18 protein-coding genes and 2 tRNA genes are annotated in these 21,577 nt (G+C 72.3%); 11 read left to right on the plus strand and 9 right to left on the minus strand.

Going from position 1 to position 21,577, the window contains the following annotated elements; genetic code table 11:
* The first annotated feature begins 54 nt into the window (after positions 1-54).
* The 6 genes from ehuB (at position 55) to AB0F01_RS05415 (ending at position 4,302) form a co-directional block, all read left to right on the plus strand.
* On the plus strand, positions 55-972 hold the full coding sequence (ehuB, locus tag AB0F01_RS05390; RefSeq protein WP_362090098.1) for an ectoine/hydroxyectoine ABC transporter substrate-binding protein EhuB: 918 nt from the start codon (positions 55-57) through the stop codon (positions 970-972).
* Positions 969-1,667, plus strand: coding sequence for an ectoine/hydroxyectoine ABC transporter permease subunit EhuC (gene ehuC / locus AB0F01_RS05395; RefSeq protein WP_362090099.1), 699 nt, complete (start codon positions 969-971; stop codon positions 1,665-1,667). The genes ehuB and ehuC overlap by 4 nt, the downstream gene beginning before the upstream one ends.
* Positions 1,664-2,314 (plus strand): ectoine/hydroxyectoine ABC transporter permease subunit EhuD, encoded by a 651-nt coding sequence (ehuD, locus tag AB0F01_RS05400; RefSeq protein ID WP_362090101.1) that lies wholly within the window; start codon positions 1,664-1,666, stop codon positions 2,312-2,314. The genes ehuC and ehuD overlap by 4 nt, the downstream gene beginning before the upstream one ends.
* Entirely contained in the window at positions 2,304-3,095 is a 792-nt protein-coding gene (gene ehuA / locus AB0F01_RS05405; protein ID WP_362090102.1) for an ectoine/hydroxyectoine ABC transporter ATP-binding protein EhuA, read from the plus strand. The genes ehuD and ehuA overlap by 11 nt, the downstream gene beginning before the upstream one ends.
* 196 nt (positions 3,096-3,291) lie before the next feature.
* Positions 3,292-4,050, plus strand: a complete 759-nt coding sequence (locus tag AB0F01_RS05410; protein ID WP_362090104.1) for an IclR family transcriptional regulator C-terminal domain-containing protein — start codon at positions 3,292-3,294, stop codon at positions 4,048-4,050.
* A 178-nt stretch (positions 4,051-4,228) separates the two neighbouring features.
* Positions 4,229-4,302: transfer RNA gene (locus AB0F01_RS05415), tRNA-Lys, on the plus strand.
* 224 nt (positions 4,303-4,526) lie between these two features.
* Here AB0F01_RS05415 and AB0F01_RS05420 read toward each other — a convergent pair.
* The 3 genes from AB0F01_RS05420 to AB0F01_RS05430 form a co-directional block, all read right to left on the minus strand.
* Positions 4,527-5,132 carry a lytic polysaccharide monooxygenase gene (locus tag AB0F01_RS05420; protein ID WP_362090106.1) on the minus strand — a complete coding sequence of 202 codons (606 nt, stop codon included), beginning with the start codon at positions 5,130-5,132 and terminating at the stop codon, positions 4,527-4,529.
* A 155-nt stretch (positions 5,133-5,287) separates the two neighbouring features.
* Positions 5,288-6,415 (minus strand): SPFH domain-containing protein, encoded by a 1,128-nt coding sequence (locus AB0F01_RS05425; RefSeq protein WP_362090107.1) that lies wholly within the window; start codon positions 6,413-6,415, stop codon positions 5,288-5,290.
* A 122-nt stretch (positions 6,416-6,537) separates the two neighbouring features.
* The gene (locus AB0F01_RS05430; protein WP_362090109.1) at positions 6,538-7,848 is read right to left on the minus strand and encodes a peptidoglycan-binding protein; all 1,311 of its coding nucleotides are present in this window, start codon (positions 7,846-7,848) and stop codon (positions 6,538-6,540) included.
* Positions 7,849-8,037: 189 nt separating this feature from the next.
* On the opposite strand from AB0F01_RS05430, the gene AB0F01_RS05435 reads away from it, so the two are divergent.
* The 3 genes from AB0F01_RS05435 to AB0F01_RS05445 all read left to right on the plus strand — a co-directional run bounded on the left by AB0F01_RS05435 (position 8,038) and on the right by AB0F01_RS05445 (position 12,681).
* Positions 8,038-8,111 (plus strand) — tRNA-Lys (locus AB0F01_RS05435).
* Between the two features lie 593 nt (positions 8,112-8,704).
* Entirely contained in the window at positions 8,705-10,744 is a 2,040-nt protein-coding gene (locus AB0F01_RS05440) for a glycosyltransferase family 2 protein (protein ID WP_362090111.1), read from the plus strand.
* Positions 10,741-12,681, plus strand: coding sequence for a kelch motif-containing protein (locus tag AB0F01_RS05445; protein WP_362090113.1), 1,941 nt, complete (start codon positions 10,741-10,743; stop codon positions 12,679-12,681). Before AB0F01_RS05440 ends, AB0F01_RS05445 begins: the two co-directional genes overlap by 4 nt.
* A gap of 229 nt (positions 12,682-12,910) precedes the next feature.
* On the opposite strand, the gene AB0F01_RS05450 is transcribed toward AB0F01_RS05445, so the two are convergent.
* The 6 genes from AB0F01_RS05450 to AB0F01_RS05475 all read right to left on the minus strand — a co-directional run bounded on the left by AB0F01_RS05450 (position 12,911) and on the right by AB0F01_RS05475 (position 19,990).
* On the minus strand, positions 12,911-13,945 hold the full coding sequence (locus AB0F01_RS05450; RefSeq protein ID WP_362090114.1) for a glycoside hydrolase family 6 protein: 1,035 nt from the start codon (positions 13,943-13,945) through the stop codon (positions 12,911-12,913).
* Positions 13,946-14,364: 419 nt separating this feature from the next.
* A complete protein-coding gene (locus AB0F01_RS05455) occupies positions 14,365-15,123 on the minus strand; it encodes a class F sortase (protein WP_362090116.1) in 759 nt (252 codons plus the stop codon).
* Between the two features lie 2 nt (positions 15,124-15,125).
* Complete coding sequence (locus AB0F01_RS05460; protein WP_362090118.1) at positions 15,126-15,686, minus strand: hypothetical protein; 561 nt, start codon at positions 15,684-15,686, stop codon at positions 15,126-15,128.
* A 307-nt stretch (positions 15,687-15,993) separates the two neighbouring features.
* Positions 15,994-16,773, minus strand: a complete 780-nt coding sequence (locus AB0F01_RS05465) for an HAD-IIA family hydrolase (protein ID WP_362090120.1) — start codon at positions 16,771-16,773, stop codon at positions 15,994-15,996.
* A 357-nt stretch (positions 16,774-17,130) separates the two neighbouring features.
* On the minus strand, positions 17,131-18,258 hold the full coding sequence (locus AB0F01_RS05470; RefSeq protein WP_362090122.1) for a hypothetical protein: 1,128 nt from the start codon (positions 18,256-18,258) through the stop codon (positions 17,131-17,133).
* 379 nt (positions 18,259-18,637) lie between these two features.
* The gene (locus AB0F01_RS05475; protein WP_362090124.1) at positions 18,638-19,990 is read right to left on the minus strand and encodes an ROK family transcriptional regulator; all 1,353 of its coding nucleotides are present in this window, start codon (positions 19,988-19,990) and stop codon (positions 18,638-18,640) included.
* Between AB0F01_RS05475 and AB0F01_RS05480 the strand changes: the two genes are divergently transcribed.
* Positions 19,980-21,056, plus strand: coding sequence for a Gfo/Idh/MocA family oxidoreductase (locus AB0F01_RS05480; RefSeq protein ID WP_362090126.1), 1,077 nt, complete (start codon positions 19,980-19,982; stop codon positions 21,054-21,056). The genes AB0F01_RS05475 and AB0F01_RS05480 overlap by 11 nt on opposite strands.
* The gene (locus AB0F01_RS05485; protein WP_362090128.1) at positions 21,053-21,532 is read left to right on the plus strand and encodes a heme-degrading domain-containing protein; all 480 of its coding nucleotides are present in this window, start codon (positions 21,053-21,055) and stop codon (positions 21,530-21,532) included. The genes AB0F01_RS05480 and AB0F01_RS05485 overlap by 4 nt, the downstream gene beginning before the upstream one ends.
* Positions 21,533-21,577: the final 45 nt, after the last annotated feature.

Raw genomic sequence — 21,577 nt, forward strand, 5'->3', positions numbered from 1 at the left:
ACGGGGCTGAAATTGGCCGGAATAAGTGTCATCCCATCGGGTAGCTGCGCCGCCATGGCTCCACCACTGGGACAACCACTGAGACGTAACGGAGTTGCCTCCGGGCCCTCGCGCCGGTCGCTGCTCGCGGGGGTCGCGGCGCTCGGCGCACTGGGCGCCGTCGGCTGCTCGCGGGTGCCGACGGAGTCGAGCGCGGACGGCGGTGACCTGCTGGAACGGCTCCGGGCGGCAGGCGTCGCCCGGCTCGGCATCGCCGGCGAGATACCCTTCGGCTACATCAACAAGGACGGCGAGCTGACCGGCGAGGCGCCGGAGCTCGCCCAGGTCATCTTCAAACGGCTGGGCGTGGACCGGGTGCAGCCCGTCCCCACCGAGTTCGGCTCCCTGATCCCGGGACTGAACTCGCAGCAGTTCGACATCGTGGCCGCGGGGATGTACGTCAACCCCGACCGCTGCGAGCAGGTCATCTTCTCCGACCCCGACTACCAGATGCTCGACTCCTTCATCGTCCGCAAGGGCAACCCGAAGGGGCTGCACAACTACCAGGACGTCGTCGAGAAGAAGGCGAAGTTCGCCACCGGCACCGGCTACGCGGAGATCGCGTACGCCGTGGAGGCCGGGTACAAGGAGAGCGACATCCTGATCGTCCCCGACCAGGTGGCCGGCCTGAACGCCGTCGAGGCCGGGCGGGTCGACGTGTTCGCGGGGACCGCGCTCACCACCCGTGAGGTGGTGAAGAAGTCGACGAAGGCGGAGGTCACCCAGCCGTTCAAGCCGATCGTCAACGGCAAGCCGCACGTCGACGGGGGCGCGTTCGCCTTCCGGCCGACGGAGACGAAGCTGCGGGACGCCTTCAACGAGGAGCTGCACAAACTGAAGAAGAGCGGTGAGCTGCTCCGCATCCTCAAGCCCTTCGGTTTCACCGAGGACGAGATGACGGATCTGACCGCGAAGGAGTTGTGCGGCGGATGACCTCAGGACTCTGGGAACGCGTACTGGAGGGCGTCTGGGTCACGATCCAGCTGCTCGTCCTCAGCGCGCTGCTCGCGACGGCCGTGTCGTTCGTCGTCGGCATCGCGCGCACGCACCGGCTGAAGTTCGTCCGCTTCCTGGCGGGCTTCTACACCGAGGTGTTCCGCGGCACCTCGGCCCTGGTGATGATCTTCTGGGTGTTCTTCGTGCTGCCCCCGGCGTTCGGCTGGCAGCTGGTGCCGCTGTGGGCGGGCACGCTGGCGCTCGGCCTGACCTACGGGGCGTACGGCTCGGAGATCGTGCGCGGCGCGCTCGCCGCGGTCGACCCGGCCCAGCGTGAGGGCGGCATCGCCCTCAGCTTCACGCCCGCCCAGCGGATGCGGCTGATCCTGCTGCCGCAGGCGGTGCCGGAGATGATCCCGCCGTTCTCCAACCTGCTGATCGAGCTGCTCAAGGGCACCGCCCTGGTGTCGATCATGGGCATGGGCGACCTGGCGTTCAGCGCCAACCTGGTGCGCCTGGCGCTCCAGGAGAGCGCGGAGATCTACACCTACATCCTGCTGATCTACTTCGTGATCGCCTTCCTGCTGACCCGCCTCATGCGCGGGCTGGAGAAGAAGCTGAAGGCCGGGGTCGGCCGGACCCCGACGAAGAAGACCGCCGTGCGCGTGCCCGAGGGAAGTGGTGTCTCGTGAAGTGGGACTGGGGCGCGGTCGCCGATTTCATGCCGTACTTCTGGGACGGTCTGCTGGTCACCCTGCAGATCCTGGTCCTGGGCTCGCTGATCTCGTTCGCGCTGGGACTGGTGTGGGCGCTGCTGATGCGGGTGCCGACGCGCTGGGTGACCTGGCCGGTGGGGGCGGTGACGGAGTTCGTCCGCAACACCCCGCTGCTGGTGCAGCTGTTCTTCCTCTACTACGTGATGCCCGAGTGGGGGGTCACCTTCTCGGCCCTGACCACCGGCGTCTTCGCCATCGGGCTGCACTACTCGACGTACACGATGCAGGTCTACCGGGCCGGCATCGAGGCCGTGCCGGTGGGCCAGTGGGAGGCGGCGACGGCGCTGAACCTGCCGCTGCGCCGGACGTGGACCGTGGTGATCCTGCCGCAGGCCGTGCGCCGGGTGGTGCCCGCCCTCGGCAACTACGTCATCTCGATGCTGAAGGACACGCCGCTGCTGATGGCCATCACCGTGCTGGAGATGCTCGGCCAGGCGCGGCTGTTCTCCCAGCAGAACTTCCAGTTCACCGAGCCGCTGACGGTGATCGGCGTCGCCTTCATCGTCATCTCCTACCTGGCATCCCTTGCCCTGCGAGCCCTGGAGCGACGCCTTGTCCACTGACACCCACGTACCGTTCGAGAAGAAGCCCGGGACCCCGCGCAGCACCGGAGAGCTGATCCGGCTGGAGCAGGTCACCAAGCGGTTCGGCGACCACACGGTCCTGGACCACCTGGACTTCTCCGTCGACGCCGGCAAGCACGTGACGCTGATCGGCCCGTCGGGGTCCGGCAAGACCACGATCCTGCGGCTGCTGATGACCCTGCTGAAGCCGGACGAGGGCACCATCACCGTCGACGGTGACCAGCTCTTCCCCGCGCCGGAGAAGCAGGTCCGCGAGGTCCGCAAGAAGATCGGGATGGTGTTCCAGCAGTTCAACCTGTTCCCGAACATGACCGTGCTGCGGAACATCACCGAGGCCCCGGTCACCGTCCTCGGCCTGTCGAAGGACGAGGCGGAGGAGCGGGCGCGGGACCTGCTGGAGCTGGTCGGCCTCACCGACCAGACCGACAAGCACCCCGCGCAGCTGTCCGGCGGCCAGCAGCAGCGGGTGGCCATCGCCCGGGCGCTCGCCATGCGGCCGCAGGTGCTGCTGCTGGACGAGGTGACCTCGGCGCTGGACCCGGAGCTGGTCGCGGGCGTGCTGGACGTGCTGCGGGACATCGCCCGCTCCACGGACATCACGATGCTGTGCGTGACCCACGAGATGAACTTCGCGCGGGACATCTCCGACCAGGTCCTGATGTTCGACTCGGGCCGGGTCATCGAGTCCGGGCCGCCGGAGAAGATCTTCAGCGAACCGGAGCACGACCGGACCCGGGAGTTCCTCAGCGCGGTCCTCTGACCACGGGGTGTGTGCGGGCGAAGAGCCGAGGTCCACGCCTTGGCTCATGTCGCCCGCATATGCCAGAGGGTCTGCGCCGCAGTTCGGAGGTGCCGCAATCTTGTCAACACCCCCTCTGCGACGGCCGCTCGGCGGCTATCGTGGACGGGATTCGCCGACCGGATCGCGGCCCACCGAGCGAGCGCAGGGGGAAACCGTGGCGCTGAAGCACGAGCCGACCGCGCCGTACCACTCGGCCCAGGACGCCCTGCGCGTCCTGGAGACGGTGGCGCGGCACACCACCGGAGTCACCGACCACGACCTGGCCCGCGAGAGCGGCCTCGGCGGGCAGCGGCTGACCACCCTGCTGCGGATGCTGCGCCGCGAGGCGTACGTCGAGCAGGTCGCCGACGGCGCCTACGTCACCGGGGAGGCGTTCGCCCGCCTCGGTGCCGCCGAGGGCCACGACGAGGCGGTGCGGGACACCCTCCAGCGCACCCTGGACCGGCTGCGCGACCGCGTCGGCGCCGCCGTCTACGTGAGCCGGTACGAGGACGGCGAGGTCAAGGTCACCCAGTACGCCGACAGCCCGGCCACCCCGAAGGTCAACGAGTGGGTGGACTTCCGCAGCTCCGCGCACGCCACGGCGGTCGGCAAGAGCCTGCTCACCCAGCTGGACCACAGCGGACGGCGCGACCACCTCGCCCGGCACCGGATGGCCCGGCTCACCTCGCGCACCATCACCAGCGACAAGCTGCTGCTGTCCCAGCTGGCCACCCAGCCGCCCTCGGTCCCGGTGCTGGACCTCCAGGAGTACGCGGTCGGCACCGTGTGCGCGGCCGTCCCGATCACGGCGGGCTCCTCGGTGGGCTGCCTGGCCCTGTCGCTTCCGGTCGAGCACGCCCACCGGCTGCGCCGGGCCGCCGAGACCCTGAACCGCAGCGCCGCCCCCGTGCTGCTGTCGCTGACGATCTGAGCGGCACGAGGCCCGCAGCGGCGCCCGGTGCGAGACCCGCAGCGGCGCCCGGTGCGAGGCCCCGCGGCGGGCCCGGCTCGGTGGTCCGGGCGGTGGCGGGCGGTGGTCGGGAGCACCCCTGGGCAGCGGGTATTATTTTTCGCGTCGCCGACCGCGGGAAGCGGACGGCGGGAGTCATGCGCCGCTAGCTCAGTTGGTTAGAGCAGCTGACTCTTAATCAGCGGGTCCGGGGTTCGAGTCCCTGGCGGCGCACGGTGAAGGGCCTCTCGTGGGAGCGGGAGGCCCTTCGGTGTTCTCCGGCCCGGGGTCGGGCGCCGACCCGGGCTCGAGCGCCGGCCCGGACTCAGGCCCGGGCTCCGGCTCCGGCTCGCGCTCGGGGCTCGGGGCTCGGGGCTCGAGGCCCGCTCGGCCGGTACGGTCCCGGCGGTTCGCTCCGGCGGGGCGGCCGGGTTCCGGGGCTGCCCCGCCGGGCCGGCTCAGAAGGTGACGTCCGAGCAGGCGTAGAACGCGTTGTTCGTGTCGGCGACCGTCCAGACGGCCACGATCACGTGGTGTCCGCTCAGCCCCGAGGGCAGCCTTCCGGTGTGCGAGAGGGTCTGCGGGGGCCGCTGCCCGTTGTAGGGCACCGTGAAGAACGGGGTGAGGTTGAGGTCGGACCGGGTCAGGGCGTGGTTCTGGTTCCAGCCCGGCTTGGTCACGTAGTACTTGAAGTCGGTCGTGGCGTGCATGGCCGTGAACTGCCACCGGAAGGTGTAGTTCTGGCCGCCGCTGACCCGGGTCGTGGGCCAGGCGCCGCCCGAGGGCGTGCGCGGGGCGTCGAGCTGGGAGAACCGGGTGTTGTTGCCCGAGCAGATCCGCCCGTCGGCGGGCCCGGAGGAGGGGAAGCCCTTCGGTCCCTCGACGCTCTGCGGCTCCCACTGGATGGCGCCGCAGTTGGTGACCGTGCCGTTCTGGCAGAGCTTCTGCCGGCTGACCGGCAGGTCGGTGTAGCCGTGGCCGCTGGCCCCGCCGGAGGAGAACGCGAGTGCTCCGGTCGTGGCCAGTCCCACCGCGGCTGCGTACAGCTTGGTCCGTGTGCGCATGCTGCCGCTCCTGGTGAACGTGGGGGTGTCAGTGAGCCGTGCAGGGTGGTGCGAGTAGGTCTAGACCAAGTCTGAGCGTAGGACTGCGGCATGGACATGTCCAGACCAGATGCACGACGCTTTCAACCACCCACGGAGGACGGCCCTCACGCGGGTCAGGGCACCGCCTCGCCCCGCCCCGCGCAGAACGCCACCGTGAGGTCCTTCACCAGCGCCTTGCGCTCGTAGTCGTCCAGCTCGACCAGCCCGCGCACGGTCAGCCGGGTCACCGTGTCCTCCACCGAGTCCACGACCGAACTGAGCACGCTCGCCCGGTGCCGGGCGTCCAGCGCCGCCATCCGGCGCCGGTGCATCGCCGCGGCCACCTCCGGCGCGTACTCCACCCGGACCGGCCGCACCGCGAACACCTCCACCCCCACCGGCGCGGTGTCCGTCGCGACCTGACGGGTCAGCGCGTCACGCAGCGCGTCCATCGCCCCCTGGCCCGCGCCCGGCGCCTCCACCGGCAGCCGCAGCAGCGCCGCCTCGACGCACTCGCGCAGGTACGTCTCGTGGTCCTCCACCCCGAGCGTGGCCCGCGCGGTGTCCCGCACCCGCCACACCACCGTGACCACCACCCGCAGGGCGACCCCGCCCCGGTCCGCCGCCGGCATCGGCTCGCTGCGCCAGTGCCGCAGCCGCACGTCGACCCGCCGGCGCAGCAGCAGCGGATTCACCCACAGCAGCCCGGTCCGGCGCACCGTCCCCCGGTAGCGACCGAACAGGCCGAGCACCCAGGCCCGGCCGGTCCGCCCGCGGGCCAGTCCGCCGAAGCCGAACAGTCCGGCCGCCCCCGCGACCGCGTACGCCGCCCACTGCGCGGGGCCGGCCCCGGCCACAGGCGAGGACGGCAGCCCCAGCGCCCCGGCCGCGAGCGGCGGGAGCGCCCCGCTCCACCACGCGGTGGCCAGGCAGCCGGCCGCCCCGCACACACCGGCCAGCACCCCCACGGCTCCCGGCAGCACCCGCGCGGGCCGCTCCACCAGGTCGGGGTCGACCCGGGGCAGCGCCTCGGGCCTCTCGGGGGCCGGGCGCCGCAGCCGCGGTTGCTCCCCGGTGCCCTGCCGGCGCGCCACCACGGCGGGCCGCAGCGGCACCGGCGCCGGGTCGGGGTCGTCGCGGAACAGCAGGTGGACGGGGATCTCGGTGGTGGACTCGGTGTGGATGAGCCGGGCCGGACGAGCGGCCGGCCCGCCCTCCGCGGGCTGCTCGGACTCCGGGGTGTGGGACGTGGTCGTGGTCATGCGTGCCTCCAGCCTCCGCGCCAGATGCGTCACATCGGATGGGTCCGGCCGGCCGGGCCGGGCGGCCGGGTGCCGCCCGCGTCACCGGCGGGCGCACGGACGGGCCGGGGGCTCCCCGGCCGTCAGGAGAACAGCCGCCGCCAGGTCTCCGGACCCGGGTAGCCGTCGGCGGCCCCGCCCCGCCAGCCCTGGGCCCGCTGGAAATCCTCGACGTTGCGGCGGTCGGCCTCGCTCCAGCGGGGGCCCGGTCCTGTCGTGTAGTGCCGGCCGAAGCCCTTCTTCACCAGCTGCCGCCCCAGGACGGTGACGTGGTCGTGGTGCGCGCCGGGCCGGAAGAAGGCCCGCCCGGGGTAGCCGGGCACCCCGGGCGAGGCGGGTGTCCCGGCGCCGGGGGCCGCGGCCCGGACGTCCTTGCCGCGGCCGGTCACCAGCAGCTCCCACGTCACCGGCCCCGGCAGCCCGTCCGCCTCGGCCCCCCGCCAGCCCTGGGCCTCCTGGAACGCCCGGGTCGCCCTGCGGTCCGCCTCCGTCCAGCGCGGGCCGGGGCCGACGGTGTAGAAGCGGGCGCCGCCGCGCTCGACCAGCATCCGGCCGAGCCGGGTGACGTGGGCGTTGTTCGCCCCCGGCCCGAAGTACGCGGCCCCCGGGAAGGGCGTGGCCACCGGGGTGGCCGGTTTCGCGGTGTCCGGCTCGGAGCCGGCCGTGCCGCTCGTCACCCCCTTGTACCGGTACGGGACGTAGCGGGAGGAGTCGCTCCAGTAGGCGTACGGGGTGTTCAGCCGGCGGGTGTGCGGGCGGGTCTGCTCGTAGGCCACGTAGGCGGTGCGCGTGTGGTCCGTCCAGCCGCCGAACAGGACGACGTGGGATCCCGCGTGCGGGTCGGACTGGTTGTGGAAGAGCAGCATGTCGCCGGGCTGCAATTCGTCCTTGGTGATTTTGTCGGCGTACTTTCCGAGGCTTCCGGTCCATTCGTTTCCGGCGAGGTTCCAGGCCATCGAGACATAACCCGAACAGTCCTGCCGGTATCCGTCGGACCAGTACGCGGTCATGCTGTACGGGACCTTCGCGGCGACCCAGGTCTTCGCCCGGTTGATGATCTCCGCCCGGGTGGTCGCCGGGGTGCTCGTGGGGGCCGCGGGCAGGGCCGTCTGGGCGCTCGGGCCGTGCAGCGGGGCCCGCTGCCCCTGGGGAGTGTCGGGCTCGTCAGCTGCGGAAACGTCCGGGGAGCCGGGCCGCTGGGCGGACTGCGGGGCGGCGAGGGCCGGTACCGCGGCGCCCCCGATCACCGTCGAGGCGGCGGCCGCCACGACCACCGTCCGGTGGGCGGCCGGACGGCCGGCCGGCCCCTGCGGCAGAATTCGACGCCCGTGAACACAGCCGGGGCACTCGCAATCGCTCGCGGGATCGAATTCCTCGAATACCGGGGACTCCATGCGATACCCCTCACACTTCCGGTGAACATCTCCACACCTGTGCACGGTGATCAGTTTCTCAACTGTCGTCGTGATGCGCATGTTGACGGTCCGAATGATGTAAGCGGGGAGGCGGCCGGGGTGCTCCGGGCGGGATGTGTGGCGGTCCGGACCACCCGGCGGGGTCCTGTAGAGTGTCTCCGTCAGCGCGCGCCGCTAGCTCAGTTGGTTAGAGCAGCTGACTCTTAATCAGCGGGTCCGGGGTTCGAGTCCCTGGCGGCGCACCGACTGGACGGGCTCCTCGTGACCGGGGGGCCCGTCCGCATTTGGCCGCGTTCCACCACGCGGTGAGCGGTCGGCGCCCGCCGTCCGTACAGGACTGCGGTCCGTCGTCCGCCCAGGACTGTGGTTCGTGGTCCGTGCAGGACTGCGGTCCGTGGTCCGTGCAGGACCGTGGTCCGTCGCCCCTACCGGATCGCGGGTCGTTCCGTACAGGACTGCGGTCCATCGGACGCAACCGTCCTCCGCGGCCCCCTCCCGGGGGTCACAATGGGCGCGAATGACCGGTGAACACCTGTATCGCACCTTGCGATCATGATGGGCACCGTACAACCTGAGTCCTTCGACATTCTGCGGGTTCGCGGTTGTCGGGGGCGGGAAACCGGTTGCCGCCGGACGGGTCCGGCGGACCGGTCCGGGGGGCGATGCCAAGGGGGGCGTCGTGCAACCGGAAGGGCGCTGTGCCGTGTCTATAAGGTGTGCGGGACGTGGTGACAGCGGTCTACCACTGATACGTCCGTGAAGGTCGAGGGGGACCGGACGCGGGCGGAAGGAAGCGACGAAACACGCGGGTGACCCGCGTGTGGGGGGATGACTCATGACGTCGACGCCGACGGGCGCCCATAGGGACGACGACCCGTCCCAGACAACCCAGCTCAGGGTGCCTGCCCACCGGACAGGCAACACGGGCGCGTTCCGGCGCATCAAGAAGACGCTGCCGCGATACGACTACGAGCACTACAGCCGGCTCGCGGGGCCCCTCACCCAGCCGGATCCGACCAAGCCGTACAAGGTCCAGTACCGCTCGCTGATCGGCCAGGAACCGCACCGCATCCGCATCGCGCTGATGCTGGCCGCGGCCCCGGTGCTGTCGCTGGTGCTGCTGGTGTGGCTGCTCCAGCCGTCGCACTGGACCGAGCGCGACCACCCGGCGTTCGACTGGCTGCCGGCCCTCGACATCGTGATGCTCGTCTCGATCGGCCTGATCGAGTTCTTCCGCTGCATGAACGTGCTGTCGAACGCGCACGCCACCCTCGTCGCCCGCGACCCGATCCCGGTGGTGCCGGAGACCGGCACCCGCGTGGCCTTCCTCACCTCCTTCGTGCCCGGCAAGGAGCCGCTGGAGATGGTGACGAAGACCCTGGAGGCGGCCGTCAAGATCCGCCACCGGGGCCTGATGCACGTCTGGCTGCTCGACGAGGGCGACGACCCCGAGGTCAAAGAGGTCTGCGCGCGCCTGGGGGTGCACCACTTCTCCCGCAAAGGGGTCGCGAAGTGGAACATGCCCAAAGGGCCGCACCGCGCCAAGACCAAGCACGGCAACTACAACGCCTGGCTCGAGGCGCACGGCGACGACTACGACTACTTCGCCTCGGTCGACACCGACCACGTCCCGCTGCCGAACTACCTGGAGCGGATGCTCGGCTTCTTCCGTGACCCGGACGTCGGCTTCGTCATCGGCCCGCAGGTGTACGGCAACTACGACAACTTCGTCACCAAGGCCGCGGAGTCGCAGCAGTTCCTCTTCCACGCCCTGATCCAGCGGGCGGGCAACCGCTACGGCTCGCCGATGTTCGTCGGCACGTCGAACGCCGTGCGCATCAAGGCGCTGAAGCAGATCGGCGGTCTGTACGACTCGATCACCGAGGACATGGCGACCGGCTTCGAGATGCACCGTCACAAGAACCCGGAGACGGGCCGGAAGTGGCGCTCGGTCTACACCCCGGACGTGCTCGCCGTCGGTGAGGGCCCCAACGCCTGGACGGACTTCTTCACCCAGCAGATGCGCTGGTCGCGCGGTACGTACGAGACGATCATCGGGCAGTACTGGAAGGGCTTCTACTCGCTCCCGCCGAGCAAGCTCTTCAACTACACGATGATGATCATCTTCTACCCGATGGCGGCCATGAACTGGATCCTGGCGGCGCTGAGCTGTGCGCTGTTCCTGGGTCTGGGCGCCTCGGGTGTGAACATCGACCCGACGATCTGGCTGATGCTCTACGGCAACGCCTCCGCGCTGCAGATCGGGCTGTACATCTGGAACCGCCGCCACAACGTCTCGCCGCACGAGCCCGAGGGCTCCGGCGGTGTGGCCGGCATGGTGATGTCCGCGCTGTCCGCCCCGCTCTACGCGAAGGCCCTCATCGACTCGGTGCTGCGCCGCAAGAGCAAGTTCGTGGTCACCCCGAAGGGCGACTCGGCCAGCCCGGACACCTGGTTCGGCACGTTCCGCTACCACTGGTACTTCATCGCGATCTTCGGTGGCTCCATCGCGGCGGGCTTCGTCTTCGGACACGACCACCCGGCGATGGTCATCTGGGCCACGTTCGCCCTGCTGATCACCGCGGCGCCCATGTTCGCCTGGCGCCACGGCATGCGGCAGGACAGGAAGAAGCCCGGCGCGCACGCCGCGGGGCAGCCGGCCGCCGCCCATCCCTCGGACCCGGCGCCGGCCGTGCCGCAGCAGCAGCACGCACCGGACGCGCCGCGGACCGGCGGTCCCAGCTGGGCCGGCTCGCACGGCGCACCGGGCGGAACAGGGGGCCCCGAAGGCCCGGGCGGGACCGGGGGCGGCAACCCCGGCAACGACCAGACCATGCAGATCGCCCTTGGTGGACTTGGGGGACGTAAGAAATGAAGGACCGTGCTGGCCGTCGTCGCGCACGTCGCATCGCGATAGGCACGACGGTGGTACTCGCGCTGGCCGGGATGAACGGGCCGTGGCTCTACCGCTTCGGTACGGAGAAGTACCACGCGTACAAGATCAATCAGCCGGAGTACAAGGCCGAGAACGGCCGCTGGGAGATCATCGAGTTCCCGGAGAAGTACCGGCAGAACACGATCCACGCGGCGCTGCTGCGCACCGGGAAGGTGCTGCTCGTCGCGGGGTCGGGCAACGACAAGGACAACTTCGACGCGAAGAAGTACGACACGCGGATCTGGGACCCGGTCAAGGGGACCATCAAGAAGGTGCCGACCCCGAGCGACCTGTTCTGCACGGGGCACACCCAGCTCGCCAACGGCAACCTGCTGATCGCGGGCGGCACCAAGCGGTACGAGAAGCTCAAGGGTGACGTGAAGAAGGCGGGCGGCCTGATGGTCGTCCACAACGAGAACCCGGACAAGCCGATCACCCTCCCGGCGGGCACCAAGTTCGTCGGCAAGAAGAACGGCAAGACCTTCGTCTCGAAGGACCCGGTGCTCGTCCCGCGCGCCAAGAAGAACTTCGACAAGGAGACCGGCGAGTTCCTGGGCAACACCCCCGGGTACGGCCGGACCTACGTCGAGGCGCAGAAGGAGGGCGCCAAGTACGAGACCGGCACCCAGGACAACTACACCGTGCAGGGTCTCACCGGCGAGGACAAGCAGAACACGTACGGCATCGCCGAGAAGCTCGCCCTGGACAAGAAGGACTTCCAGGGCATCGACGACGCCTTCGAGTTCGACCCGGTCGCCGAGAAGTACATCAAGGTCGACCCGATGAAGGAGGCACGCTGGTACCCGACGCTCACCACCCTGAGCGACGGCAAGATCCTCAGCGTCTCCGGCCTCGACGACATCGGCCAGCTGGTCCCGGGCAAGAACGAGATCTACGACCCCGAGACCAAGAAGTGGACCTACACCGACAAGGTCCGCCAGTTCCCGACCTACCCGGCGCTGTTCCTCATGCAGAACGGCAAGGTCTTCTACTCGGGTTCGAACGCGGGCTACGGGCCGGCCGACGAGGGCCGTGACCCGGGCGTCTGGGACGTGGAGAGCAACAAGTTCACCAAGATCCCCGGGCTCAGCGACCCCGACATGATGGAGACGTCCAACACGGTGCTGCTGCCGCCCGCCCAGGACGAGCGCTACATGGTGATCGGCGGCGGCGGCGTCGGCGAGTCCCGCAAGGCCAGCGAGAAGACCCGGATCGTGGACCTCAAGGCCGACGACCCGAAGTTCGTCGACGGCCCGTCGCTGGACAAGGGCACCCGCTACCCGCAGGCGTCCATCCTGCCCAACGACGACATCCTCGTCTCGGGCGGCTCGGAGGACTACCGCGGCCGGAGCGACTCCAACATCCTGGAGGCGCGGATCTACGACACCGAGAAGAACGAGTTCCGGCAGGTCGCCGACCCGCTGGTGGGCCGCAACTACCACGCCGGCTCGATCCTGCTGCCCGACGGCCGGGTGATGTTCTTCGGCTCCGACTCGCTCTACGCGGACAAGGCCAACACCAAGCCGGGCGAGTTCGAGCAGCGCATCGAGATCTACACCCCGCCGTACCTGTACGGCGAGCGTGAGCAGCCCCAGCTGGCCGACGGTCCGGAGACCATCGAGCGCGGCGGGTCCGGCACGTACACCTCGAAGGACGCCTCGAAGATCAAGAACGTCCGGCTGATCCGCCCGAGCGCCTCGACCCACGTCACCGACGTGGACCAGCGCTCGATCGCGCTGGACTTCGAGGCCGACGGCGACAAGCTGACGGTCACCGTGCCGAAGAACCGCAACCTGGTCCAGGCGGGCTGGTACATGCTGTTCGCCACGGACTCCGACGGCACGCCGAGCAAGGCCCGGTGGGTCCAGGTGCCGTAGGCCCATTCGGCGTTCGGTGGCCCCGGGGCCGGTCCCGGGCCGGTGACGGTTCCGGGGCCGGTGACGGTTCCGGGGCCGTCGCGCTGACGGGATACGTCACGCCGACGGGAAAGGGGCGCCCTTCTTGGGGGGCGCCCCTTTGTCGTGTCTGCGGTGGTTGCTCGCGTCCGCTGTGCTCCGATAGTTCCCGTGCAGGGCCGTCGGGTGACGGCCCGTCGCTCGCGTCCCGTCAGTCGGCGGACCGGGCGAGGCCGAGGGCGTAGTCCTCCCACCACTCGCCCGCCTTCGGGCCGCCCTTGCACTCGCCGTCCGACTCTCCGGGCCGCTTGATCCACAGGTACGCGTCGACCAGCGGGTCGTCGGTCTTCACCGTCGGGGTCTCGCCGAGGGCGCGGCCGGGCGGGTTGCACCAGCGTTCGTCCGCGGCGCCCTCGGTGTAGGGGCCGTTGCCGTTGCGGCTGGTGTCGATGACGAAGGGCTTGTCGCCGACCTTGGCGGAGAGCTGCTTGCCGTAGGCGATGGAGTCCTCGGTGGAGTAGAAGTTGGAGACGTTCACCGAGAAGCCGTCGGCCTGGTCGATCCCGGCCCGCTTCAGCGGGTCGAAGATCTGGTCGGGGTTGCCCCAGCCCGCGTTGCCCGCGTCGATGTAGACCTTGGTGTCCTTCAGGCCCTTCAGCTTGGCGACGGCACCCTTGAGGAGGTCGTAGCGCTCCTCGTGGAACTGCTGCGGGGTGCAGCCGTCGACCAGGTGGAGCACCGCGTCGGGCTCCAGGATCACGGTGGCCGGGCGGTCGCCGATGCCCTTGGCGACGCCGTCGACGAAGTCGCGGTAGGCGTCGCCGTCGGCGGCACCGCCCTGCGAGTACTGCCCGCAGTCGCGGTGCGGGATGTTGTAGAGGACGAGCAGCGCCGTGCGGTCCGCCTCGGCGGCGGCCTCGGTGAAGCCGCGGGTCTGCTCCTCCGGATTCTCCGGGCTGATCCACTCGGCCACGGGCTGCTCGGCGATCTTGCGGACCTGCGCCGCCTCGTCCTTCTTGCCGGCCTCGGTCAGCGCGGCGACCTCGCGGGCCGCGGTGCCGTTCGGATTGACCCAGTAGGGGTCGGCCTCCTTCGGCTGCTGCGCGATCCCCGTGCCGGCCGACTCCGGGTCGTCCCCCTTGCCGTCGCCGTCGGAGGAGCACCCCGTGATCAGCAGTGCCGCCCCCAGCACCGCTGCGGACGCCCGCCTCCCGGCGAACGCCCCGACCCCCCTGCTGCCGTACATCCAACCCCCCTTGGGTGCACTTGGTTCCCGGTGTCCGGGTGTGCTGTTCCGGACCGGTCCGCTCCAGGACCGCCGCGGGGGACTGCTCCCCGGCCGCCGTCCGTGGACCGCTGCTCCCGGTCCTCTGTTCCGATGTTCGGGTCCCAATCCTGACATACGTGCCGGGACACCCACGAGGGCCGACCGAACCGGCTCGGCTGCCGGGTGCGGAGTGGTACGGCGGCCGGGCCGCAGGGAGGGGGGTGGGCCGGGCCGGCGCCCGTGCGAGAGGGAGGTAGGGAGGGTCCCCGCGCCCGGGCAGTGCGGGGCGCGCGTGCATCGTGCGTCGTGCGTGCGTCGTGCCTGCGTCGTGCGTCAGCGCGAAGGGTCCGGGCGGGCCGCACGGCCGGCCCGGACCTCTCGTGCTCGCGACGGGAGCGTCAGGCGGCTCCACGGGCGACGGTGCTCGTGCCCGGGCCGCTGTCGGTGTCGGTGTCGGAACCGGTGCCGGTGTCGGTGTCGGTTTCGGCTTCGGTGCTCGTTCCGGTCAGGTAGGCCGAGACGACCACGTTGGCGGTGTAGCTGTCGGTGGCCTCGTCGAAGGTGCCGCCGCAGGTGATCAGGCGCAGTTCGGCCCGGCCGTCCCGGCGGGGCCCGTACGCCTGCCGGGCGTCGAAGCCGTCCCGTTCCAGGACCTGGACGCCCTCGATGGTGAACTCGGCGACCTCGTCGTCCGCGCGGACCACCTGGATCTTCTGGCCCGCCTGCAGCGCGCTCACCTTGTAGAAGACGGCGGGACGGGTCTCGGTGTCGACGTGACCCACCATCAGGGCGGTGCCGGGCGCCCCCGGGGTCACCCCGTCCGCGTACCAGCCGACCACCTCGGGGCGGTCGAAGGGCGGCGGGTCGAGGGCGCCCCGCTCGTCGAGGCCGCGGGAGACCACCGGAGCCCGGACGTCGAGGCCGGGGATGACCAGGCGCTCGGGCAGCGACTCACCCAACGGCCGGTGGGCCGGGGGCAGTTCGACCTGCGGTGGGCGCCCGGCCGCCGCCATGTCACCGGTGGCGGGCCCGGTCGCCCCGGGGCGCGCGTCGGTCGCGTCGCGGCCCCACAGCCACAGGCCGAGCAGCAACACCACCCAGGCGACCCCGGTGAGCAGCCGGCCCGAACCGGGCCGGACGGATCCTTGATCGGACATGGTCAGGCCGTCCCGCCGCTCCGGCGGACGCGACCGCGGGCGACGGCCACCGCCGCGGCTCCCGCGAGCGCCAGGCCGGTCACCACCTGCGCCGTGCCGGGGCCGTCCTCGGCCTCGGCGGACGCCAGCCGCGCGGTGCCGCCGCCGCCCGCGTCGACCGGTGCGACCGGTGAGGCGGGGGCCGTCGGCCGGTCGCCGGCCGGTTCGTCGTGGCCGCCGGACGGGGTGCGGGCCGGGGCCACGGTGATCGTGCCCCGGCGGTCGGTGCCGCCGCAGTTCACCTTCACGTCGTACACGCCCGCGGTGAGGGAGGACCGGACGCGGCTCTCGCCGACGAGGACGCCGTCGGAGACGCTGAGCCGGACCTCGGAGACGAACGCCGCCGACACGGCCACCGCCGTCCGCTCGGCGCACTCGGCCACCCGGAGGGTGACGTCCGTGCCGGGTGCCGGGGCCGCGGGGGTCACCGCGACACCACCGCCGTCCGCCGCGTACGCCGTCGTCGGGGTGAGCGCGGCCACGGCCAGGGCTCCCGTACAGAGAGTGAGTCTCATGGAACGCATCGTGAACCTCCAGACACACGGAGCCTCCCCCGCGAGAGGGGTGCACGCATCCTCGCGGGTGCCGTGATTACGCCGTCCGGGTGGCGGCCGGGTCGGGTGAGGTTTGAACGCCGCAGGTCGGAGGGGGTGTGCGGGGGCGGGGCCGCTGGGGCTCGGCCGGACCCCGGCCGAGCCCCAGGGTCCGGGTCCGGCTGCGAGGGGCGGGCGGGGTCCGGCCGGGGGCGGACGGGCGGGTGCCGTGGTCCGGGCGGCGGGCGGTTCGCGCCGGGCCAGGGGCGCGGTGCGGCCGTCCGGTCGGATGAGCCGGTCAGATGAGGTCGACGAGGTCCGCGATGGAGTCCAGGACCTTCGAGGGCCGGTAGGGGAAGTCCTCGACCTGGTCGGCCTGGGTCAGTCCGGTGAGCACCAGGAAGGTCCGCATCCCCGCCTCGATACCGGCCAGCACATCGGTGTCCATGCGGTCGCCGATCATGGCGCTGGTCTCCGAGTGCGCGCCGAGCACGTTCAGGCCGGTGCGCATCATCAGCGGGTTCGGCTTGCCCGCGAAGTACGGGTGCTTGCCGGTCGCCTTGGTGATCAGCGCGGCCACCGCGCCGGTCGCCGGGAGCGGGCCCTCGGTGGACGGGCCGGTCTCGTCCGGGTTGGTACCGATGAACCGGGCGCCGTTGTTGATCAGCCGGACGGCCTTGGTCATGGCCTCGAACGAGTAGGTGCGGGTCTCCCCGAGGACGACGTAGTCCGGCTCGTGGTCGGTGAGGACGTAACCGATGTCGTGCAGCGCGGTGGTCAGCCCGGCCTCGCCGATGACGTAGGCGGAACCGTTCGGGCGCTGGTCGTCCAGGAACTGCGCGGTGGCGAGGGCCGAGGTCCAGATGTTCTCGATCGGCACCTCCAGGCCCATGCGGCGCAGGCGGGCGTGCAGGTCGCGCGGGGTGTAGATCGAGTTGTTGGTCAGGACCAGGAACGGCCTCCCCGACTCGCGCAGCTTCTTGATGAAGGCGTCGGCGCCGGGGATCGGGACTCCCTCGTGGATGAGCACCCCGTCCATGTCGGTCAGCCAGGACTCGATGGGCTTGCGGTCTGCCATGTGCCGGATCTCCTGCCGTACGCGGTGCTGCGTCCGCCCCAGCCTAAACAGACCGGGATCTTGTGGGAATGGCGGCGGGGCCCGGTGCGGCCGGCCGGGCCTGCGCCGGGGAGCGGGACGGTGTGGTGTCTGGGGCGGGTCGGCGGGTCGGCGGGGGGCTCGGGCGCCAGCCGCTAAGGGCCCGGGGGCGGCGCAGTGGCGGGGACCCGAGAATGGAGCGGCGGGTGCCCGGGAGGGGCCGGCGGGTGTGCGGGAGCGGGGTCCGTCGGGAGGGGCCACGTCCGTCCCCCGCCCCATCCGTCCGGAGGCCGGGGCTGACGGTCCCCGGGAGCTCCACTCAGGCATGGCGTCCGCCGGTCAGCCGCGCCGACGGGCGAGCAGCACCGCGGCTCCGCCGGTGAGCAGGGCCGCCGCCGCTCCGGCGAGAACACGGGTGCGGGTGCCGATACCGCTGGCGGCCAGTTCGTCGGCGAGGGGGGCCTCGGACGCGGCGGGGGGAGCGGGTGGGTCGGCGGCCACGGTGCCGTCCGGGGTCGTGGCGGGGGGCGGGCCGGTGCTGTCGCCGGGGCGGGGGTGCGGGCCGGGGCTCGGGGCGCGGGTGGTCCCGGTGTCCCGCGTGGTGTCCGGAGCGGGGTCGCGCGTGCCGGTGCCGGAGGGGGCGTCGATGCGGAAACGGTAGTCGTTGGACTGGCCCACCCAGTCGCCGTCGTCCTTGTGCCGCTGGACGACGGCGGCGTTGGCGACGACCTCGTTGGCCACGGCGTCCGAGGTGAACTGGAGCCGCAGCTTCACGGTGAGCGTCCGGCCGGGCGCGACGGTGAAGCCGGGGAAACCCGCCTCGTCGTCGGCGAGGGCCCCGACGAGTTCGTCCTGGTCGGTGAGTTCGAGGCGGACGGGGTGCGGCCGGCCCTCCGCGCCGTCGGCTCGACCGGTTCCGTCGGTGCCGCCGGTCTCCCGGGTGGCATCGGCTCCGTCGGCGGCCCCGGTCTCCACTGTGGCCCCGGACTCCCCGGCTCCGTCGCTCGTCCCGGTCGCGTCGGGGCCGTCGTTCTTCTCGGCTCCGTCGGATCCGTCGGCCTCCTCAGACCCGTTGCCCTCCTCAGGCGCCTCGGACTTCTCCGGCCCGTCGGTCGGTTCGTCCGCGTCCGTGTCCCGCCCGCGGTCGTAGAACTCGAGCGTGGCCTGGCCGGGCTTCAGGGCCCGTTCCGCGTCGACGAGGACGATCACGGGGTGAACGGCGGTGCAGGTGCGGTCGGTGGTGTTGGTGAGGTCGACGTACCAGACGCCGAAGCCGCCCCCGGCGGTGTAGGTGCCGGGGCCGCCGTGGAGGCGGGTGGTGAGCGGGAACTCGCGGTCGCCGGCCGCGGCACAGGCGACGGTGGCGGGGAGGGCGTCCGCGGGCGCGGCGGCGGCCGACGTCCCGGCGACGGGGAGAACGGTGGCCGCCGCCACCAGGCAGCAGGCGGCGGGCAGGCAGGGGCGCATGCCATGACTCCTTGCCGCTACTGCGCCACCGGTTCCCCGACACGCGGGAAGGCCACCCGGACGGGCCCCGTCTTCCGTCCGTCCGGCGCAGGGGCCGCCGTCCCCTGCCCGGGGGCGGGGTGGGTGCTGGGGCGTGTTCCGCAAGGAGCGTCGTCCGCCCGGAGGGCGGGCCCGGCGGCGTCCGGGGCGTGCGATCGCACGGCGGAGCTCGCACGGCGGAACTCGCACGGCGGAACTCGGACGGCGGAGCTCGCACGGCGGAGCGTCGACCCGGCAGTGGGTGTACTGGGCGTCTCGGGACGAGCCCGACGACGCCGCGAGCGTGCCTGCACCAGGCGTCGCCGGGCAGGCGGGGGACTTCCCGAACAGCCGAACAGCCCTAACCGTCGCCCCGGCCGAACATCGGGGCCAGGACCAGCTGGGCGGCTCCCTCCGCGATCCCGGCGGCGCCGTCCCCCGCAGCCGGACCGGCGCCGCTGCCGCCGCCCTCACGGTCGCCGTCCCGGGCGCCACCGCCCGGGGAACCGTTCCCCGTCCGGTCGCCGGAGGCGAGGCGCACCGTGACGGGCGGGTCCCCCGTGCGCCGGGCGCGGGCGTCCAGCACGGCGCGCACACCTCGCACGAAAGTGTCCGGGGCCGCCTCGATGGTGCGCCCGCCGAGCAGAACGCGGTCGATGTCCAGCAGTCCCACGAGGTTCGCCGCTCCCGTGCCGAGCACCCGGGCCGCCTCCTCCGTGTCGCCCCGGGCCACCGCGTCCAGGCACAGCGCCTCGATGCAGCCCCGGTCGCCGCAGGGGCAGCGCGGTCCGTCGAGCTGCACGACCTGGTGGCCGAACTCCCCCGCGCCGGTCCGCGGTCCCCGGTGCACGCTGCCGCCGATCACCAGTCCGGCCCCGAGGCCCGTCCCGAGGTGCAGGTACGCGAAGGAACCGCCCTCACCGGCGACGGCCAGCCCGAGGGCCGCCGCGTTGGTGTCCTTGTCGACGACGACCGGGGCGCCGAGCCGGTCCGCCAGGGCGTCCCGCAGCGGGAAGCCGTCCCAGTCCGGGTAGCCGGTGACCCGGTGCAGCACGCCCCGGGCGTGATCGAGCGGTCCGGGCAGCGCGACGCCGACCCCGAGCAGCGTCCGGACCGGCCCGCCCGCGGTCCCCGTACCGCCCCCGGCCCCGTGCGCGCCGGGCGCGCCCAGTGCCCCGACGACCTCGGCGACCCGGGTCAGCACCGCTTCCGCGCCGGCACCGAGGTGCAGCGGGGCGCGCCGGTCGGCCACCACCCTGCCGTCCAGGTCGGAGAGGACGGCCCGCAGTCCGTCCCGGTCGAGGTGCACGCCGACCGCGTGCCCGGCCTCCGGGACCAGGCGCAGCACGGTCCGCGGCTTGCCGCCGGTGGACGCCCGGCGCCCCGCCTCGACCGCCAGGCCGTCCTCCCGGAGCCGGGTGGTGATCTTGCTGACGGCCTGTGGGGTGAGCCCGGTGCGTTCGGCGAGTTCCAGGCGGCTGATGCCCTCGGCACCCGCGGTCCGCAGCAGGTCCAGCACCAGGGCGGAGTTGTGGCTGCGCAGGGCCAGGAGGTTGACGCCCCCGGCACCGCGCGCCGGGCCTTCGGCCGCCGCCCCGCCGATGACCTGCCGCAGGCCCCGTCCCGGTCCGCCGTTCGTCCTGTTCACCGGGCCATTGTCCCTCCTGCTTGCACTTTGGCAACAGCGTTGCGAAAGTAGGGGCATGACTGGCAACCCCCTCCGCGTCGGCCTCGTCGGCTACGGCCTCGCGGGCTCCGTGTTCCACGCCCCGCTGATCGGTGCCACCGAGGGCCTCGCGCTCGACACGGTGGTCACCTCCCACCCGGAGCGGCAGCAGCAGGCCCGCGCCGCGCACCCGGACGTCCGGATCGCCGCGAGCCCGGACGAGCTGTTCGCCCGCGCCGCCGACCTGGACCTGGTCGTCATCGCGTCCCCGAACCGCACCCACGTCCCGCTCGCCACCACCGCCCTGGAGGCCGGCCTGCCGGTCGTCGTCGACAAGCCCCTGGCCGGTACGGCGGCCGAGGCGCGGGAGCTGGGGGCGCTCGCCGAGGAGCGCGGGCTGCTGCTCTCCGTCTTCCAGAACCGCCGCTGGGACAACGACTTCCTCACCCTGCGCAAGCTGGTCGCCGACGGCGAACTCGGCGACGTGTACCGCTTCGAGTCCCGGTTCGAGCGCTGGCGTCCGCGGCTCAAGGGCGGCTGGCGGGAGTCGGGCGACCCGGCGGAGATCGGCGGCCTGCTCTACGACCTCGGCAGCCACGTCGTCGACCAGGCGCTGGTCCTCTTCGGTCCGGTGACCGCCGTCTACGCCGAGTCGGACCTCCGCCGGGAGGGCGCGATGGCCGACGACGACACGTTCCTCGCGCTCACGCACGCGAACGGGGTCCGCTCCCACCTCTACGTCTCCGCGACGACGGCCCAGCTCGGCCCGCGCTTCCGGGTCCTCGGCTCGAAGGCCGGCTACGTCAAGCACGGCCTGGACCCGCAGGAGGCCGCCCTGCGCGACGGCGCGCGCCCCGGCCCGGACGCCGCCGCCTGGGGCACGGAACCCGAGGAGCTGTGGGGCCGTCTCGGCGCCGGGGAGTCCCCGGTGACCGGGGGCGGACGGGCCGTGGAGACGCTGCCGGGCGACTACCCCGCCTACTACGCGGCCGTGGCGCGGGCCCTGCGCGACGGCGGCCCCAACCCGGTGACCGCCCTGGAGGCGGCCGACGCCCTCGACGTCCTGGAGGCGGCGCGCCGTTCGGCCGCCGAGAAGGTGACGGTGACACTGTGAGCAGGCCCGAGGTGACCCCGACCGTCGAGGAGCTGGAGGCGCAGGAACGGCGCCTGGTCTTCCGCCGGTTCACCCACGAGGACGCCTGGGAGCTGGGTTCCCTCCTGGTGGAGATGGCCCGGGAGCGGCAGGCCCCGGTCGCCGTCGACATCCACCGCGCGGGTCAGCAACTGTTCCACGCCGCCCTGCCCGGCTCCACGCCGGACAACGACGCCTGGATCGCCCGCAAGCGCCGGGTCGTCGAGCGCTACGGCTCCGCGTCCTACCTCGTGGGCGCCCGGCACCGGGCCAAGGGGACGACCTTCGAGGCGTCCTCCCGCCTGGACCCCGATACGTACGCGGCGCACGGCGGTTCGTTCCCGATCACCGTGACGGACGTGGGCGTGATCGGCGCCGTCACCGTCTCGGGGCTGCCCCAGCTCCAGGACCACCGCATGGTGGTGGAGGCGCTGGAGCGGTTCCTGGCCGCCCGCTGAGCCGAGCCGCCGCACCGACGGGCCCGCACCGCCGCACCGCGCGGT

Source organism: Streptomyces sp. NPDC029526 (assembly GCF_040637405.1).
Classification (GTDB): domain Bacteria; phylum Actinomycetota; class Actinomycetes; order Streptomycetales; family Streptomycetaceae; genus Streptomyces.

Bases quoted from the DNA above. Each gene is read 5' to 3' on its own strand.
- AB0F01_RS05460 (WP_362090118.1), bottom strand. From the start codon at position 15,686: ATGCGTTCCATGAGACTCACTCTCTGTACGGGAGCCCTGGCCGTGGCC.
- AB0F01_RS05445 (WP_362090113.1), top strand. From the start codon at position 10,741: ATGAAGGACCGTGCTGGCCGTCGTCGCGCACGTCGCATCGCGATAGGC.
- AB0F01_RS05465 (WP_362090120.1), bottom strand. From the start codon at position 16,773: ATGGCAGACCGCAAGCCCATCGAGTCCTGGCTGACCGACATGGACGGG.
- AB0F01_RS05425 (WP_362090107.1), bottom strand. From the start codon at position 6,415: ATGACCACGACCACGTCCCACACCCCGGAGTCCGAGCAGCCCGCGGAG.
- AB0F01_RS05420 (WP_362090106.1), bottom strand. From the start codon at position 5,132: ATGCGCACACGGACCAAGCTGTACGCAGCCGCGGTGGGACTGGCCACG.
- ehuB (WP_362090098.1), top strand. From the start codon at position 55: ATGGCTCCACCACTGGGACAACCACTGAGACGTAACGGAGTTGCCTCC.
- AB0F01_RS05455 (WP_362090116.1), bottom strand. From the start codon at position 15,123: ATGTCCGATCAAGGATCCGTCCGGCCCGGTTCGGGCCGGCTGCTCACC.
- AB0F01_RS05450 (WP_362090114.1), bottom strand. From the start codon at position 13,945: ATGTACGGCAGCAGGGGGGTCGGGGCGTTCGCCGGGAGGCGGGCGTCC.
- ehuC (WP_362090099.1), top strand. From the start codon at position 969: ATGACCTCAGGACTCTGGGAACGCGTACTGGAGGGCGTCTGGGTCACG.
- AB0F01_RS05440 (WP_362090111.1), top strand. From the start codon at position 8,705: ATGACGTCGACGCCGACGGGCGCCCATAGGGACGACGACCCGTCCCAG.
- AB0F01_RS05480 (WP_362090126.1), top strand. From the start codon at position 19,980: ATGACTGGCAACCCCCTCCGCGTCGGCCTCGTCGGCTACGGCCTCGCG.
- AB0F01_RS05470 (WP_362090122.1), bottom strand. From the start codon at position 18,258: ATGCGCCCCTGCCTGCCCGCCGCCTGCTGCCTGGTGGCGGCGGCCACC.
- AB0F01_RS05430 (WP_362090109.1), bottom strand. From the start codon at position 7,848: ATGGAGTCCCCGGTATTCGAGGAATTCGATCCCGCGAGCGATTGCGAG.